We start from the raw sequence: 17012 nt of genomic DNA on the forward strand, positions 1-17012 counted from the left end.
TTCATCGGTGTGAGCATTTGGATGCTTTGAAATCGGTCTGTGAGACTTATCGGTTAGTGATTTGACTGTTCCATCGTATTTCCTGTTCCAACGCATTAATGATGATTTTGATATGTGATACCTTCGACATACAAAATCTATATCTTTACTTTGTCGGTACAATTTTACTGCGTGTATTCTTGTTGTTATTTGGTGTGGACAATATCTCTTGTTTTGTGTTATACTATTCATGGCGATTGAGTCCTTTCTTGATAGCGTGGGTTTGTGGTTATTCTTATTCTATCTTTTCTCAATCGCTTTTTCTATATCTTTTTGGTGTCACATCTATTGTAACGCTACATTTATAAAATAAATTATTATATATAGTATTAACGAATAAGTTTTGGTGTAAAGCCTAATCTGTCACACGAAACAAGTCTGAACTCAATTCCGTCAATCGTGTCGTCTATTGCCGTTTTTGCCGCTATACCGTGAAGATGCCCATAATAGCATTTTTTTATACCATATTGCTTGAGTAAATCTAAAATTTCATCACATTTTGAATCTGTTGTAATTGGCGGATAATGAAGAAAAACGATTTTTTCATCACATTCTGCGCTGTCAAGCGACATTTTCAGTCTGCCCACTTCCCTGTTCAAAACCTTTTCATCGTGCTCATCATTAATATCAAACAACCAGCCTCTGCTTCCGCAGATAGAGATATTTTCAACCGAATACGAATTATTTGAAAGAATTTTAATTGTATAAAAGCCGTGTTGATCAATAAATTCATTCATTTTCTTGGCAGTATTCCACCAATAATCGTGATTTCCCTTTAGTATAATCTTTTTGCCTTTGAGATTGTTAATAAATTCAAAATCAGCAACAAGCCGGTCAAAATCAATTGCCCAGCTAATATCTCCTGCGATAACAACAGTATCGTCATCGGTTACCAATTTGTTCCAATTTTTTTCAATTCTGCCAACATAATCGTTCCATCCCGGGAACGAATCCATAGGCTTATCTGTGCCAAAAGATAAATGAGTATCGGCAATAGCAAAAATTGACATAAAATCTCCTTGAATAAAAGCAAAAATAAACTAAATAATAAATTTGAAGGGAGTGAAAGCAAAATGAAGCAAGAAATCAAAGGAATCAACTGCGAAGTTAAAAACTGTATCCATCATGATATGTCAAACTGTTGTACAGCAGGCAGCATCAAAGTAGGTTGTACAAATGCAACATCAACAAACGAAACAAATTGCGAAACATTTGAATGTTGCAGTGATTGCAACTGCAATTAAGCTACACTCAATAAAAAAGAGGCTCAATAACGGGCCTCTTTTATTTTTACAAATTCAAAAGTTTAAATACCATTTCGCTCATATTTTCTTTGTCGCAAACATTGTTAAAGCGAACCGCCTTATCTTTAAGTGCCTGAAGTGGCTTTGGAACATCAACACCCGAAATCTTGTTGAGTTCATCAACCATAGCAAATTCGTCAAGATTTGCTTCTTCACCGCCCGTAACAGCAGTCAAAACGCTCTTTGAAAATTTGTACGGTGAAGCAGTTGAATCAATAACTGTAGGAATATCGTCGCCTGTACGCTTTACATAGTCGTCATAAACCTCAACAGCAACAGCGGTGTGAGTATCGCAAAGATAATGATATTTGTCAAAATGCTCTTTGATTGTTGCATCAACGCTTGCTTCATCACAGCAACCCGCATCAAAAACAGTTTGGATAGAGTCAATAAGGGTCTTTGAAACCTCGTATTTACCATCTGTTGAAAGAGCATTCATAAGCTCATTAACAAGAGTGTCATCCTCACCGCTCATATGGTAAAGAAGTCTTTCAAGGTTTGATGAAATAAGAATATCCATAGACGGTGAAGTTGTTGTGAAGAACTTTCTGTTCTTGTCGTATTCACCGGTCTTTAAGAAGTCAGTGAGAACATTATTTGAATTTGAAGCGCAAATAAGTTTCTTGATTGGAAGTCCCATATTCTTTGCATAATAAGCAGCAAGAATATTACCAAAATTACCGGTTGGAACAACAACATTAATTTCATCGCCGAGAGCAATTCTCTTTTGCTCAAGCAAATCACAATATGTTGAGAAATAATAAACGATTTGAGGAACAAGTCTGCCCCAGTTGATTGAGTTTGCAGAAGAAAACATCATATTCTTTTGTGCAAGCTGTGCTTTAATTTCATCGTTTGTGAAGATAGCTTTTACGGCGCTTTGAGCATCGTCAAAGTTACCGTTAATAGCACATACAGAAACATTCTCGCCGTCCTGTGTTGTCATTTGAAGTTTCTGCATCGGAGAAACACCATCAACAGGATAGAATACAAGAATTCTCGTGTTGTCAACATCCTTGAAACCTTCAAGAGCAGCCTTGCCTGTATCGCCTGAAGTTGCAACAAGAATAACGATAGTTTTGCCGTCAGCTGTTTTCTTTGCAGAAACAGTCATAAGATAAGGCAAAAGCTGAAGTGCCATATCCTTAAATGCACAAGTTGGACCGTGCCACAATTCAAGAATATTCTTATTGCCTGCAACATTTACTGTTGGAGCGATTTTTGATGAAGAAAACTTTTCGGTAGCATAAGCACCGTTTACGCAATAGTCAAGTTCTTCCTCGGAAAAGTCTGTCAAGAAATCTTTGAGAACTGTCTTTGCTCTTTCTGTATATGGCATATCAACCATAGACGCAATTTTATCAAGTGAAAACTGCGGAAGCTCACATGGTACGAAAAGTCCGCCCTCTTCGCTGATACCCTGTGCAATCGCTTGTGATGCAGTTACCTTTATATTTTTATTTCGTGTAGAAGTATAGAACATAATATGTCCTCCTAAAAATTTAGTAGTACTATTTTATTACAAACTAAAAGCATTTTCAAGATGTTTAATGGATTTTATTCGGTTATTCTCCAAAAAAACCTCAATTACATCAAATCTCGGTTGCAATTTTACCTTATATTGCATCATGTAAAGGTTTGCCGTTGAAATAATTTTCTTTTGTTTTATTTCGTCAACAAACTCACGCGGCTCGGCGATTGAATTTTCGCCCCTTGCTTTTACCTCAACAAAAACAATAAAATTCTTATATTCAAAAATAAGGTCAATTTCGCCAAAACGAGATTTATAGCTGTGTTCAATCAAACAATAGCCTTTTTCCCTCAAATAATTTGCGGCTTTCATTTCCGCAAGTCTGCCCTTATTATTCATTTTTTAACATACCATGTTTTTAAAAATGTTTGTCTGTGTATTTCACTCGGACCGTATTCATCAAGCATTTGATAATGGAGTTTTGTTCCGTAGCCCTTATGCTTTTCAAATTTATATTCAGGATATTTTTCTGCCATTTCAAGCATATATCTGTCTCTTGAAACTTTTGCGAGAATTGAAGCGGCGGCAATGGACACAGAATTTGCGTCACCCTTGACGACAGCCTCACAATCAATAGACAAATCAGGCGTTTTGTTGCCGTCAATCATAGCGTAATCGGGTTGTATTTCAAGTCCCTCAACAGCCTTTTTCATAGCAAGAAAAGTTGCGTTGAGAATATTTATTTCATCAATGGTTTTCTCATCAACCGAAGCGATAGAATAGCACAACGCTTCTTCCTTAATTTTATCAAAAAGAGCTTCTCTCTTTTTTTCGGAAAGTTTTTTTGAATCGTTTACTCCATCGATGGTTTGACCTCTGCCAAGCACAACGGCGGCGGCAAACACAGGACCTGCAAGCGGACCTCTGCCGGCTTCATCAACACCGCAAACACAGGCGTATCCGTTTTTGTAAGCCTCGTTTTCAAATTTAAGCCAATCAACTTGTTCTGTTTCTTTTTTCATTACGGTAATTCAAGGGTAATTCTACCCAACTTTCCTCCTCTGAATTCGTCAGCAACAATAACGGCTGCTCGCTCGTAATCAATTTCTCCGCCTTTAATCAAAAAGCCACGCTTTTTGCCAATCATTTCAAGGATTTCCCATCCCTGAAGCCCCTCAACACCTGAAATTTTATATCTTTCTTCAATAGCGCTCGGATTAGTTTTTGCAAGGCTTTCAAGCAATCTGCAAGCAATAGTTTCCTTGTCGGTTACTTCATCCTTTACAGAGCCGATAAAAGCAAGTTTATCGCCAACCTCGGGGTCGTCAAACTTCGGCCACAAAACTCCCGGTGTATCAAGAAGTTCAATTCCGTTGCCAACAATAAACCATTGGTTTTGCCTTGTAACACCCGCTTTGTCTGCAACCTTTGCTTTTGCATTTTTGCCCATTCGATTGATGAATGAGGACTTGCCCGTGTTCGGGATACCGACAACCATAAGACGAAGCGGTTTGCCTGTCATTCCTTTTTCTTCATTTTTGGCAATAACCTTTGCCAAAGCCTTTTTTACAACCTCGTCAAACTTGTTAAGACCTTTTCCCGTCTTACAATCAACAGGTATGGCATAAGCACCCTTGCTTTCAAAATACTTTATCCACATTGAAGTTGCAGTTGGATTTGCCACATCACATTTGTTAAGTAAAATAATTCTCGGTTTATTCTTTATTATTCCGTCAAGTTCAGGATTTTGTGAGCTATACGGCACTCTTGCATCAAGAATTTCAACGACTCCGTCAACAAGGTTGAGCGATTCTTTTATCAGTCGTCTTGTTTTCGCCATATGCCCCGGAAACCACTGTACATTTTGTTTTATAAGTTCCGGCATATCGTTCACCTACCATTTATATATAATCATTATACAATATAAATCAATTATTTTCAAATAAAAAACAAGCCGTATCACAGGCGAACCTACGATACGACTATTTTTGGTTATTATCTAAGTGCTTCCTTAACCTTAGCAGCCTTACCAACTCTATCACGAAGATAATAGAGCTTAGCTCTTCTAACCTTACCGGTACGGATAACCTGAACATCAACTACGTTAGGTGAGTGAACCGGGAATACACGCTCAATACCAACGCCGTATGATACTCTACGAACTGTGAATGTTTCAGAAATGCCTGAACCTCTCTTTGCAATTACAGTACCCTCAAAGTTCTGAATTCTCTCTCTTTGACCTTCACGGATGTTAACAGATACCTTTACTGTGTCACCGATGTTGAACTTTGGTACTTCTGTCTTGATGTTGTCTTGAGCAATAATCTTAAGTGCGTCCATTTTATTTTCCTCCTTTATAATTTATGAGATGTTCATATCAATACGAAAGCGGACCATCTTCTAAAATGCGAAACGCTACATCTTACGCGTTGCAGGGATATGCAACGGATAAATGCTGATATATATTACCATATGTTTGTACAAAATGCAAGCATTTTATTTATATTCTTTAAAATCTTTTGTTAAAAGGCTGATTCTGCCAATACTTTTCCACTCATAATCCATATCAATAAGTCTGATAATTGTATCAAACAGCAATGTAGGATTAAGGTTTTTATCAGGTCCGGCAAGAAGCCTTATATTTAATACAATATTATTATTCCTTATTGAAGCGTTATATTTTACAATAAACTGCTTGATGTCGGTTTCTTTAAGAATTCTTCTTTTGCCCTGTTTTGCCTTTTTTTGAGCCAAGATTTCATCCGACTCAAGCACAGCAATAATTTTTTCAAGAGCGGTTTCGTTGTCCTTAAATTCAAACTTATAGACATAGTCGCTGTAAACTATGTCGTGGCAATCCATAAAATCCTCGTAAACATCAACAATTCTGATACCAAGAGGCAAGGCGTTATTCATACGATCTTTAATTTCTTCATCGGTCAAATCGTCAAGAATACGCAAATCCACATTTTCGCAATAGCTCTCGACACCGAGAGAAAGTGGAAGAGAAAAGCTCATATACGGACGAGGGTTAAACCCTTGAGTGTACCACAAATTTATCTTTGCTCTTGCAAGTGCTCGAGAAAACACTCTGTTTGTGTCGAGATGGCTTATGTATTTAGCCTGTCCTGTTTTTGAAAATCTAAGTCTAACCTCTCGCATCACAGTGACCTCCGTTCAACTTGTTTGCTCCGCAACCGGCACATTGAATTCTGCAATGCGGTGTAGTTTCGTTTTCGTGAGCTTTTATATTTTCTCTTTCAAGAAATTTTCTGCTGATGCCATAGTCAAGATGATCCCAAGGCAACACCTCGCTAAAATCTCTTCTGCGCTGTGTATAGAAATATGGGTCAAGATTGTTTTCCTCAAAAGCTTCCATCCAAGCATCAAACTTGAAATGTTCATCCCACGAATCAAATTTACAGCCTTTTTTATACGCTGAATAAAGAACTGCGGAAAGTCGTCTGTCGCCTCTTGCAAGAACGCCCTCAAGAAGCGAAGTAGGTGTTTCGTGATAAGAAACCTTTATCTTCTTTGAAGGAATTGATTCGAGCAAATGCTTCTGTTTCGCCTTGAGAGATTCCATGGTGTCCTCCGGCTCCCACTGGAACGGAGTAAACGGCTTAGGAATAAATGACGAACACGAAATATTCACCTGAAGCCCTGTTCCCTTTTGACGGTTAGGATTCTTATAAAAAGCGTGGATAACATCCATGCCGAGATTTGCAATGCCCTCAATATCCTCCATAGTTTCAGTAGGAAGTCCCATCATAAAGTACAATTTAACAGTAGTCCAACCGTTATCAAATGCCTTTGTACAAGTTTTGATAACTTCTTCCTCGGTAACATTTTTATTGATTACATCACGAAGTCTTTGAGTTCCTGCTTCAGGGGCAAAAGTAAGTCCGCTTTTTCTAACCTTATTGAGTTTATCAACCAACTCATCAGAGAAGTTATCAACTCGAAGGCTTGGTAATGAAAGATTGATTTTATCTTTAACGGTCCAATCAATGAGAGAAGTGAGCATCTCGTTAACCTGCGAATGGTCAGAAGTTGAAAGTGAACAAAGGGAAAGTTCGTCATATCCGGTTGATTCAATAAGTGCCTTGCTTTGAGCATTTATTGTTTCAACGCTTTTTTCTCTAATAGGTCGATAAATAAAACCTGCTTGGCAGAAACGACAACCTCTGATACAACCTCTAAAAATTTCCTCAACGGCTCTGTCGTGAACAATGCTGATAAACGGAACGACAAATTCCTTTGGATAATAGCACTTGTTCATATCGGAAACGATGGATTTTTTTACCTTTTCAGGTGCGTCATTAATAGGTACAAGTTCTTTCAAAGTGCCATCATCATTATAACTATCCTTATAAAACGACGGAACATAAACCCCGGTAATATCCTTTGCTTTAAGCAAAAATTCTTTCTTTGAAGCGCCGTTTTTCTTACATTCCTTGAGCAAATCAATAACAGCGTTTGTACTTTCTTCACCGTCACCCAAGAACACAATATCAACAAAATCTGCAATTGGTTCGGGATTGCAAGCACAAGGTCCACCAACACAAACAATCGGAGCAAGTTCGGTTCTGTCCTTTGAAAACAGCGGAATACCTGCCAAATCAAGCATATTAAGCACATTAGTGTAGCAAAGTTCATACATCAAGGTGAAACCAATCATATCAAAATGCTTGATATAATCCCCGCTTTCAAGAGCAAAAAGAGGAACATTGTGTTTTCTCATCTGCTCTTCCATATCAACATCGGGAGCAAAAACACGCTCACACCACGAGTCCTCACGATCATTAACCAAACCGTAAAGTATCTTCATACCAAGATGACTCATACCGATTTCGTATATATCAGGAAAACAAAACGCATAACGAATGTCAACCTTATTTGCATCCTTTATCACACTATTTAACTCGCCACCAACATATCTTGCAGGTTTTTGAACATATTGCAATATTTTTTCTACTTCTTTTTTTATCATAAATTACCTCTTAAAAGCCAATAAGCCAAATATGCCGAAATAATAAACAGGCTAAACTTTTTGTAACAAATCGAATATCCAACCAAAAGCACAAGAGCAACTACACTCAAGGCATACATCAAAAAATACGATACTCTGACATCAAAATATTTTTCAAGCACGAGTTTGGTGCATCTGCCCATATCAAGCGGATAAATCGGAAAAGCATTAATCACAAGCAACGCAAGGTTTATATCTCGTTTTATATTAAACATAACAAAAAGCAAATTTATCAGTATGCCCGAAAGCAAAAACAATATTTCTTTTGAAACGGGTAAATCAGAGCTATGCTTCAATCCAATACCATAAAATGAAATTGTAATTTTGTCAGCTTTTCCGCCAAGCAAATAAAGTGAAATTATATGACCCAATTCATGGAGCGATGAAAAAAGCAAAACATAAATAAAATCATAATTATTTGCAATCAAAGCAGTACATATTACGGCAAAAAACAAAAAGCTGACTTCAAATTCTACATGAAAAAGTTTAAATTTCAAACTATCACCATATAAAAATACGGCGAAATATTATGTAAAATTACTTATTTTTATCAAGATAGCTTTGGAGAATCATAACAGCCGACACAGCATCAACTGTTTGTTTTCTCTTTGCACCACGAACATTATTATCTGACAAAATGTTGTGTGCCATAACTGTTGTAAGTCGTTCATCCTCAAAGACTATTTCCACATCGGATTTTTCAGCTATTGCTTCACCGAGTGATTTACATTCATCACAACGATAACCATAAGTACCGTCCATATTTCTCGGTAATCCGATAACAATCTTTTCAGCTTTATTTTCACCAATAAGTTCTATTATTTTATCAACAAGTTTTGGTTGATAGCTTTCTTTTATAACGCAAAGCGGAGATGCAAGAATTCCTCTAATATCAGAAACCGCAACACCTGTTCTGACATCTCCGTAATCTATCGACATTATTTTCATATTTCCTCATTAATAATAGGAAAACCAAAAATGATTTTCCTATTATCTTTAATATTAATTTTCGTCAGTATTCTCTCCGACTTCATCATCGCTTGGCTCATCAATAACATCGTCAGAAATTTCAGTATTATCAATTGAATCATCGTCAGAATCATCTTCTGTATATTCTTCCTTGCGTTTTGTGCCGGCCGTTGTATTCCTGTTTGAATACGACGAATCATAATCACTCAAATAATCGTTTGAAGCAGTTTTCGGCAAGTTGTTGACATCGAACCAACCCCATCTACCTGTTCCGCTGCGAAGAAGTCCATTTGAAGAATACTGCTTACGAACTATACCGTCACATTCAGGGAACTCTTTTATATTCTTACCCTTCTTCTCATAAATTTCCTTCATAATAGTATTCCAAAGAGTACCGGAAGGGTTAGCAGAAAGACGATATATAACTTCCTTATTTTTGTCATATCCGTACCAAACACCGCCGATATATTCAGGAGTACCACCAAAGAACCAACGGTCGTTTGAACCTGTTGTAGTACCTGTTTTACCGATACACTCAACACCGTCAATCTTATAAGAACGACCTGTACCCTCTGTCATAACAGTTTGAAGCATCTTGTTCATAACCCAAGCGGTATTTTCAGACAATGCAACTTCCTTGTCCTTTTCAGGATTCTTTTCAAGAATAACATTGCCTTGAGCATCCTCAATCTTATAATAACTGTAGCCCTCGTAATAATAGCCACCGTTACCAAAGGCTTGATAAGCGGCTGTCATTTCAAGAACAGTTACACCATAGGTCATTGAGCCTGTTGCCAAAGGAGCAAGGTCACAGTCCTGAACTGTAAGTGTTGAAATGTGGAACTTATTTGTAAGGAATTCATATGAATAAGTTGTTCCGATTTTATCAAGTGTTCTAGCAGAAATAGTGTTCTTTGAAAGAGCAAGACCCTTTTGAACAGTGATTGTTTCGCCTGAATAGCTACCGCCCTCATTTGTTGGCCAAGGCTTTCCGTTAATCTTTGTAAGCGGTGCATCCTTGGTAGGAGTTGACCAATAAACATTTGTTTCGCCATCCTGCAATGTCTTTTCAAGAGCAGGTCCATATACAGCAAGAGGTTTGATAACAGAACCCGGCTGACGCTTTGACTGCCATGCACGGTTAAGCACACGGTTCGCCTTTTTCTTGCCTGTTCCGCCAACCATACCAAGAATTCTGCCGTGGTAATCCATAATTACGCAAGCACCTTGAACTGTTTCATCAGGCATCTTTCTGTAATTTTCGTAGACATCCTCAATAGCATTTTGAACATCAAAATCAATAGCAGAATAAATTTTCAATCCACCGCCGTAAATGAGTTTCTTTGCCTTTTTAGCACTATATCCTGAATTCTGAAGATCATTAATAACCTGATCAATTACATAGTCGGTATAATAAGAATTAACTTTTTCAGCTTGCTTCTTTTCAGAAGCAGACTTTTTGATTTGACTGCCCTTATAATCAGGAGAGTTGGTAAATACCATTTTATATGCAACAGCTTCGTCATATTCTTGTTGAGAAATAAATCCTTTTTCAAGCATTTTCTTAAGAACACGAAGCTGACGCTGTCTATTGTTTTCAGGATTAATAAGAGGGTCATACTTTGTCGGGAACTGGGTTATACTTGCTATACAAGCACATTCGGCAATGTTAAGGTCTTTTACCTCTTTACCAAAATATGTTTCTGCCGCTGTTTTCACACCGTAACATCCGTGTGACAAATAAATTGTATTTAGATACGCTTCCATAATCTCATCCTTGGAATAATGCTTTTCCAAATTGAGAGCAGAAAGAATTTCGTTAAACTTACGAATAAATGTTACATCATTTTCATCAGTAAGGTTTTTGATAAGCTGTTGAGTGATTGTCGAGCCACCCTGTCCGCTGTTGGACGGCTTAACCATAACACCGATGGTTCGTTTCCAGTCAACACCGTGGTGCTTTTCGAATCTCTCGTCCTCGATAGCGATAAATGCCTTTGACATATATTTTGACATATCGTTTTTATCGAGCCAAATACGATTTTCCTCACCGTGAAGTCGAGTGATTTCAACCAATTTATTATTGTTGTCGTATCCATAAATGAATGATGTTTGATTTTGAGTTGAAGCCTCATCCTCAAGATTAAACACAACATCGCCGTGAACAACAGAATAACCGTAAACAAAAAGAACCGATGAGCAAATAATTCCAACAACTCCGATTACAAGAATTATACCCAAAAGGACCTTTCCGAATCCTTCAAGTACTTTTTGACCGGCAGAATTATTATGACGACCTTTTTTGCCACCATTGTTTTTATTTGAATTTGCAGAGGTTGAATATCCTGTCTTGGATTTCTTGCCACTGTCTGTATTAGAAAAAGTATTATAGGCAGACGGTAATTTTCCGCCGTTCTTTTTTCGTGTTTCTCTATCGTCGTTATAAGCCTTTTGTGAATTATTCATAAAAGACTCAAGAAGATCATCATAATCTTTATTTGCCACGAAATCAGCCTCCTTTAAGCAATATATTTTTATTATAATATATAATAACAAAAAAATAAAGAAGAATTTTAAATATTAACAAAATATTGTAAAATTAATCCTTCTTTATCTTTTTTGCTTTTTTTCTGTTCATTTCTATACTGCGTTGGTGCACATCGACAGTATCATATGTTTTTTTAGCCCTGACTGTTGTCCAATAAGTTATTCCGCACTTCTTGCATTTGGTAGGACACCTAAACGACTTATTTACACATTCAAAATCCTTTAAGCGCACCATTTTACTTTTGCAAACAGGACACAAAAGTTCTTGCTTGTAAACATCAAAAAGATCAGTCACAGGCTTAGTGATAAGATACGGCTTATAAATTAAGCGTTCAAAAAATGAGCTGTCACAATCATGAATATAATTTTGAAGTTTATCTTTGTCAAACACCTTTTTTAAACACTCGGCTGTTAAATAGCAATCGGTGAGTGCACGATGAAGTTTGTCTGTATCAATCTTAATTCCAAAAGCCTCGCCGCAATCAGCAAGAGAAATTTGGTTATTGTTCTCCCTCTCGATAAAAGACATACAATACTTTTGAGCGTCGCAATATTTTGTAATAAAATTAATATTCAAGTTGCCCAAAAATGTTTGATAATTATTGGTAAGAACATACAAATCAGAATTGCTCCACGACATAAAAACATTGCCGTCTCCCCTGCTCCACCTTGAAAAATCCTTGATGGCATCTGCGAACGGAATACCGTTTTGTTTCAACTCTTCGTTTGTAATATTAGTTAGACTTTTGCATCTTCCGGAGAGCTTTTTGGTGATTTTCGGCAAAATAAGTTGCTTAAAGGTATCGACAATCTCAAGTCTTTCATTCAATTTTACAGCGCCTATTTCTATGATTTCATTCATAAAACCTTTTTTTGCATAGCTATAAGCGTTATTCCATTCCAAATCAAATATAATATAATTCAATCTCTAACCTCAAACAAAAATAACCTTGCATAACGCAAGGTTATTACTTAACTGTTATACAAAAAGAAATACCAAAAATGCTGCCAAAACAAGAACAAAGAAGAATGCAATAAACCACTTTGTTACTCTTTCAAGCTTCTTTTCGTTTGTCATACCCTTTGACTTACTGCCGTAAGACTCTGAGCTACCACCAATAACACCTGAAAGGTTTGATGATCTACCCTCTTGCATAAGAACGACAACTGTAATAATAATTGATGCAACAATAAGTACTGCACCGAATACATAATGATACCAGAGCATAATATTTCCTCCATTAGAATTTTCGACTACTGCATTATAACATAATGGAATACATAATGCAAGACTTTTTTTAATTTATCAGAATGTTATTTGTGCGGCATTATCCGCAGGGGTTGGCAAAGCACCGGCTGCAGGCAGATTTTTGGTTCTGAATCGCCATGCTTTTTCAAATTCACCATCTTCATAATGATGCATAGATTCGACCTTGTGGTTCTTCTTTTGCGTCATTACAGAAACACCGATTGTGTCTTTTGATGCTTTAGGTGTGAGTGCACCCGTATTCAAAATCAACATTCTTCCGCTTGTTGAACAAAGAACAAGTTCGCAGTCTTCCTCAATATATTCAATACAAGCAAGCGGTGATTTCAGTGAATAAGCCTTTAACAACTTTTTTCTGTTGGTTTTGGTTTGATAAGCGGTAATGTCAACCTTTGCAACCTTGCCGTTTTCAAAGACAAAAATCATATATCCGACATATTCCTTGATTACGCAGATATAAACAACTTTTTCGTCCTGTTCCATCTCAAGCTTGCCGGCAACATAAATACCGAGTTGCGAAGCCTTTCCGTCAGGAAAATCGTCAACTTTTGCTTTATAAACCTGTCCTTTATCGGTAAACACTAAAAGCTCGTCTTTGTTTGAGCATTCAAAGGTCGTTTCAACCTCATCGCCCTCTTTTACCTTTTGTTCACCCGACATACGAAGATTAGCTGTTCTGATTTTATTAAGATAACCTTCTTTTGTGATAAAGAGAGTAACCGGATAATCAGGAATTTCAGCCTCGGCAGTAGCATCAAATTCTTCAACTTCATAAAGGATTTCTGATTTTCTTTCGCCCGAATATTTATCAGCGACTTCGTTAAGTTCCTTAATAATAATCTTTTTAAGTTTATTTTTGCTGTCAAGAATAGTTTGAAGTTCCTCAATTTCAGCCTTGAGAGATTCAATATCCTTGGTACGCTTCAAAATATACTCTCTGTTAAGGTGTCTTAACTTAATTTCCGCAACATACTCAGCTTGGATTTTGTCGATACCAAAGCCAATCATAAGGTTTGGAACAACATCTGCTTCGCTTTCTGTATTGCGAATAATCTTGATTGCCTTGTCAATATCAAGAAGTATCTTTTCAAGACCTTGAAGCAAATGCAATCTTTCGGCCTTTTTATTAAGAGTAAATCGTGTGCGTCTTTTTACACATTCAAGTCTGAACTCTATCCATTCTTTAAGAATGTCATTTACACCAAGAACCTTTGGATAGCCGTTTATAAGCACATTAAAGTTACAAGAGAAAGTATCCTCAAGCGGAGTGAGTTTGTACAGCTTTGTCATAAAAGCGTCAGGGTCAACACCACGCTTCAAATCAAGAGTAATACGCAAACCTTTGAGGTCTGTTTCATCACGAATATCCGAAATTTCTTTAATCTTGTTTGATTTAACAAGTTCCACGACCTTGTCAATAATTGCCTCGCAAGTTGTTGTAGGCGGAATTTGAGTGACATCAATACAGTTGTAAGATTTGTCATAAGTGTATCTTGCACGCACCTTAACAGAGCCTCTGCCTGTTTTATAAATTCTGTCTAACTCGTCCTTGTCATAAATAATATATCCGCCACCGACGAAATCAGGTGCAAGCAATGTTTCGGACACATCATGATCGGGATTTTTAATGAGCGCAATTGTCGTATCGCAAAGTTCTTTAAGGTTAAATGATGCAATAGATGATGCCATACCAACGGCAATACCTGTTGTAACATTTGCAAGAATTGACGGAAATGTTACAGGCAAAAGAGTTGGTTCTTTCATAGAATTATCATAGTTATCTACAAAATCGACCGTATCTTTATTAATATCCTCAAAAAGTTCTTTTGCGATAGGTGCAAGTTTTGCCTCTGTGTAACGAGAAGCGGCGTACATCATATTTTTGCTGTAAGCCTTACCGAAGTTACCCTTTGACTCAACATACGGGTACAAAAGGCTCTCATTGCCTCGTGATAATCTAATCATCGTTTCATAGATTGAAGCGTCGCCGTGAGGATTAAGTTGCATAGTTCTGCCGACAATGTTGGCACTCTTGATTGTTCCTCCTTGCAAAAGTCCCATATTATACATTGTATAAAGTAACTTTCTGTGTGACGGTTTAAATCCGTCAATTTCTGGAATCGCACGGGACAAAATAACACTCATTGCATATGGCATATAGTTCCATTTGAGAGTGTCAACAATATTTTCGTCCTTAATCAATCCTGCATCTTGAATATGCACATTATCTGCCAAAAGAGTTTGTGCTTCATTATCTCTGCTATTCTTTTTTCTTGCCATAATAACGAATACCTCCTTTAGCTTACATCTGCCGCATCAAGGTACAAATGACCATAATCGGCAATATATGTTTTTCTTCCGTCAAGATTGTCACCGAGGAGCAAATCAAACATTTCGCTTGTTGCCTCTGCATCACACGGATTAACCTTAATAAGTCGTCTTGTTGCAGGGTTCATAGTGGTGAGCGACATCATATCTGCCTCATTTTCACCAAGACCCTTTGAACGCTGAACGGTGTATTTATCATCACCGATTTCATCCTTGATTGCGTCCATTTCAATTTCATTGTAGGCAAAATAAGTTTGGTCTTTGCAAGTAACCTCATAAAGAGGAGATTCTGCAATATATACTTTGCCCTCGTCAATAAGTTTTGGCATAAGACGATAAATCATTGTCAAAATAAGTGTTCTGATTTGGAAGCCGTCAACATCGGCATCGGTACAAATCATAATCTTGTTCCAACGAAGCTGATCCATATCAAACATCGAAACATCCTTTGCAGCCTTACTTTTTACTTCAACGCCACAACCGAGCACTTTAATCAAATCGGTGATTATATCGCTTTTAAAAATTTTGTCGTAATCAGACTTTAAGCAGTTAAGAATTTTACCTCTGACCGGCATAATAGCCTGGAAATTGGCATCCCTCGCCTGCTTACAAGCACCGAGAGCAGAGTCACCCTCTACTATAAACAGTTCTCTTTCATCAACATTTTTTGATCTGCAATCAACAAATTTTTGAATACGATTTGTCATATCAACCTTTGTTTGCAAGGTTGTTTTAAGGGTTTTTCTTGTTTTTTCAGCTTTAACTCGAGAACGCATATTAATCAAAATTTGGTCAGCAATTTTGTCTGCGTCCATCTTGTTTTCAATAAAGTAAACCTCAAGCTGTTTTCTGAAAAAGTCAGTCATAGCTTCTTGGATAAACTTATTTGTAATAGCCTTTTTTGTTTGGTTTTCATACGAAGTTTGGGTAGAAAACGATGAAACAACAAAGATTACACATTCCTCAATATCCTGAACAGTGATTTGCGAATCGGTTTTGTTGTACTTATTAGTTGATTTAAGATAAGCGTTTATTTGATTTACAAAAGCACTTCTGAATGCCTTTTCAGGAGCACCTCCGTGTTCAAGAAATGATGAGTTGTGATAATATTCCTTAAGCTGTGTTTCAAGAGAAAAGCACAAAGCCGCTCTGATTTTCAGCTTGTAATCCTTTAAATCTTCTCTGTCTCTGCCGACTCTCTCGCACTCCCAATACTGCGGAGTTGTGAAAGCCTTATCGCCCGCAAGTTCGGTAACATAATCCTTGATACCGTTTTCGTAGCAGTATTCAAAAGTTTCAAATTGAGTTGCAGTGAGTTGATTTTTGAATATAAACTTAATCTTATCATTGACTATTGCCTGACGCTTCATAGTTTCCTTATAAAACTCAACAGGCACATTTATATCGGTAAACACTTGCAAATCAGGCTTCCATCTGATTCGTGTTCCGGTGTCGCCTCTTTTGCCGTAAGGTTCTTTTTGCAAGCCTCCGACATTTTCACCGTGTTCAAAGTGAAGATTATACTTGAAACCGTCTGTTTTAATCTCGGCATCCATATATTCAGACGCATATTGTGTAGCACAAAGTCCGAGACCGTTCAAGCCAAGTGAGAACTCATAGTTGTCTCCGCCGTTGTCGTACTTACCGCCGGCATAAAGTTCACAGAAAAGGAGTTCCCAATTATACTTATCCTCATTTTTATTGTAATCAACAGGAATTCCACGGCCGTGGTCCTGAACCTCTACCGAGCCATCAAGAAAACGAGTTACGGTAATTTTTGTACCGTGACCCTCTCTCGCCTCGTCAATAGAGTTTGACATAATCTCAAAAATAGAGTGCTGACAACCGTCGATTCCATCTGATCCAAAAATAACCGCAGGTCTTTTCCTTACACGGTCAGCGCCCTTTAAAGACTTAATACTCTCGTTTCCGTATTCTTGTTTCTTCGCCAAGTAAATCCCTCCATAAGAAGTATACATACTTTATAATTATACAATATATTGTGGGTAAAAGTCAAGTCAACAAAAAATCTCCTCCTCTGACCGCACCAAAGAA

17 protein-coding genes are annotated in these 17012 nt (G+C 37.3%); 1 reads left to right on the top strand and 16 read right to left on the bottom strand.

Annotated features, from left to right (window positions below):
• The coding region (locus B5D29_RS07815; RefSeq protein WP_143406753.1) for a transposase at positions 1-231 on the bottom strand (231 nt) is incomplete at its 3' end.
• Between the two features lie 137 nt (positions 232-368).
• Positions 369-1049: a metallophosphoesterase gene (locus tag B5D29_RS07820; RefSeq protein ID WP_078769014.1), complete on the bottom strand. Its 681-nt coding sequence runs from the start codon at positions 1047-1049 to the stop codon at positions 369-371.
• Between the two features lie 63 nt (positions 1050-1112).
• Here B5D29_RS07820 and B5D29_RS07825 point away from each other — a divergent pair, with 63 nt between their 5' ends.
• The gene (locus B5D29_RS07825; RefSeq protein WP_078769015.1) at positions 1113-1283 is read left to right on the top strand and encodes a DUF1540 domain-containing protein; all 171 of its coding nucleotides are present in this window, start codon (positions 1113-1115) and stop codon (positions 1281-1283) included.
• Between the two features lie 46 nt (positions 1284-1329).
• Here the strand turns inward: B5D29_RS07825 and thrC are convergent, their stop codons facing one another.
• The 14 genes from thrC to B5D29_RS07895 all read right to left on the bottom strand — a co-directional run bounded on the left by thrC (position 1330) and on the right by B5D29_RS07895 (position 16909).
• Complete coding sequence (gene thrC, locus B5D29_RS07830) at positions 1330-2826, bottom strand: threonine synthase (protein WP_078769016.1); 1497 nt, start codon at positions 2824-2826, stop codon at positions 1330-1332.
• A 36-nt stretch (positions 2827-2862) separates the two neighbouring features.
• Complete coding sequence (locus tag B5D29_RS07835) at positions 2863-3213, bottom strand: YraN family protein (protein WP_078769017.1); 351 nt, start codon at positions 3211-3213, stop codon at positions 2863-2865.
• Positions 3210-3836, bottom strand: a complete 627-nt coding sequence (locus B5D29_RS07840; protein ID WP_078769018.1) for a ribonuclease HII — start codon at positions 3834-3836, stop codon at positions 3210-3212. The genes B5D29_RS07835 and B5D29_RS07840 overlap by 4 nt, the downstream gene beginning before the upstream one ends.
• Positions 3836-4699, bottom strand: coding sequence for a ribosome biogenesis GTPase YlqF (ylqF, locus tag B5D29_RS07845; RefSeq protein ID WP_078769019.1), 864 nt, complete (start codon positions 4697-4699; stop codon positions 3836-3838). Before ylqF ends, B5D29_RS07840 begins: the two co-directional genes overlap by 1 nt.
• Before the next feature lie 110 nt (positions 4700-4809).
• Entirely contained in the window at positions 4810-5154 is a 345-nt protein-coding gene (gene rplS / locus B5D29_RS07850) for a 50S ribosomal protein L19 (protein WP_078769020.1), read from the bottom strand.
• A gap of 156 nt (positions 5155-5310) precedes the next feature.
• Positions 5311-5976, bottom strand: a complete 666-nt coding sequence (locus tag B5D29_RS07855; protein WP_078769021.1) for a TIGR03936 family radical SAM-associated protein — start codon at positions 5974-5976, stop codon at positions 5311-5313.
• The gene (locus tag B5D29_RS07860) at positions 5963-7807 is read right to left on the bottom strand and encodes a TIGR03960 family B12-binding radical SAM protein (RefSeq protein WP_078769022.1); all 1845 of its coding nucleotides are present in this window, start codon (positions 7805-7807) and stop codon (positions 5963-5965) included. Before B5D29_RS07860 ends, B5D29_RS07855 begins: the two co-directional genes overlap by 14 nt.
• Positions 7804-8343, bottom strand: coding sequence for a hypothetical protein (locus tag B5D29_RS07865; RefSeq protein ID WP_078769023.1), 540 nt, complete (start codon positions 8341-8343; stop codon positions 7804-7806). The genes B5D29_RS07860 and B5D29_RS07865 overlap by 4 nt, the downstream gene beginning before the upstream one ends.
• A gap of 40 nt (positions 8344-8383) precedes the next feature.
• Positions 8384-8794: a Holliday junction resolvase RuvX gene (gene ruvX, locus B5D29_RS07870; protein WP_078769024.1), complete on the bottom strand. Its 411-nt coding sequence runs from the start codon at positions 8792-8794 to the stop codon at positions 8384-8386.
• A gap of 54 nt (positions 8795-8848) precedes the next feature.
• A complete protein-coding gene (locus tag B5D29_RS07875; RefSeq protein ID WP_078769025.1) occupies positions 8849-11320 on the bottom strand; it encodes a transglycosylase domain-containing protein in 2472 nt (823 codons plus the stop codon).
• A gap of 94 nt (positions 11321-11414) precedes the next feature.
• The gene (locus B5D29_RS07880; RefSeq protein WP_078769026.1) at positions 11415-12287 is read right to left on the bottom strand and encodes a 3'-5' exonuclease; all 873 of its coding nucleotides are present in this window, start codon (positions 12285-12287) and stop codon (positions 11415-11417) included.
• Positions 12288-12341: 54 nt separating this feature from the next.
• Positions 12342-12590: a preprotein translocase subunit SecG gene (gene secG / locus B5D29_RS07885; protein ID WP_078769027.1), complete on the bottom strand. Its 249-nt coding sequence runs from the start codon at positions 12588-12590 to the stop codon at positions 12342-12344.
• Positions 12591-12668: 78 nt separating this feature from the next.
• Positions 12669-14909, bottom strand: a complete 2241-nt coding sequence (locus B5D29_RS07890) for a DNA gyrase/topoisomerase IV subunit A (protein ID WP_078769028.1) — start codon at positions 14907-14909, stop codon at positions 12669-12671.
• Between the two features lie 17 nt (positions 14910-14926).
• Positions 14927-16909, bottom strand: coding sequence for a DNA gyrase/topoisomerase IV subunit B (locus B5D29_RS07895; RefSeq protein ID WP_078769029.1), 1983 nt, complete (start codon positions 16907-16909; stop codon positions 14927-14929).
• Positions 16910-17012: the final 103 nt, after the last annotated feature.

The organism is Eubacterium coprostanoligenes, from assembly GCF_900167205.1.
Lineage (GTDB): Bacteria > Bacillota > Clostridia > Oscillospirales > Acutalibacteraceae > Eubacterium_R > Eubacterium_R coprostanoligenes.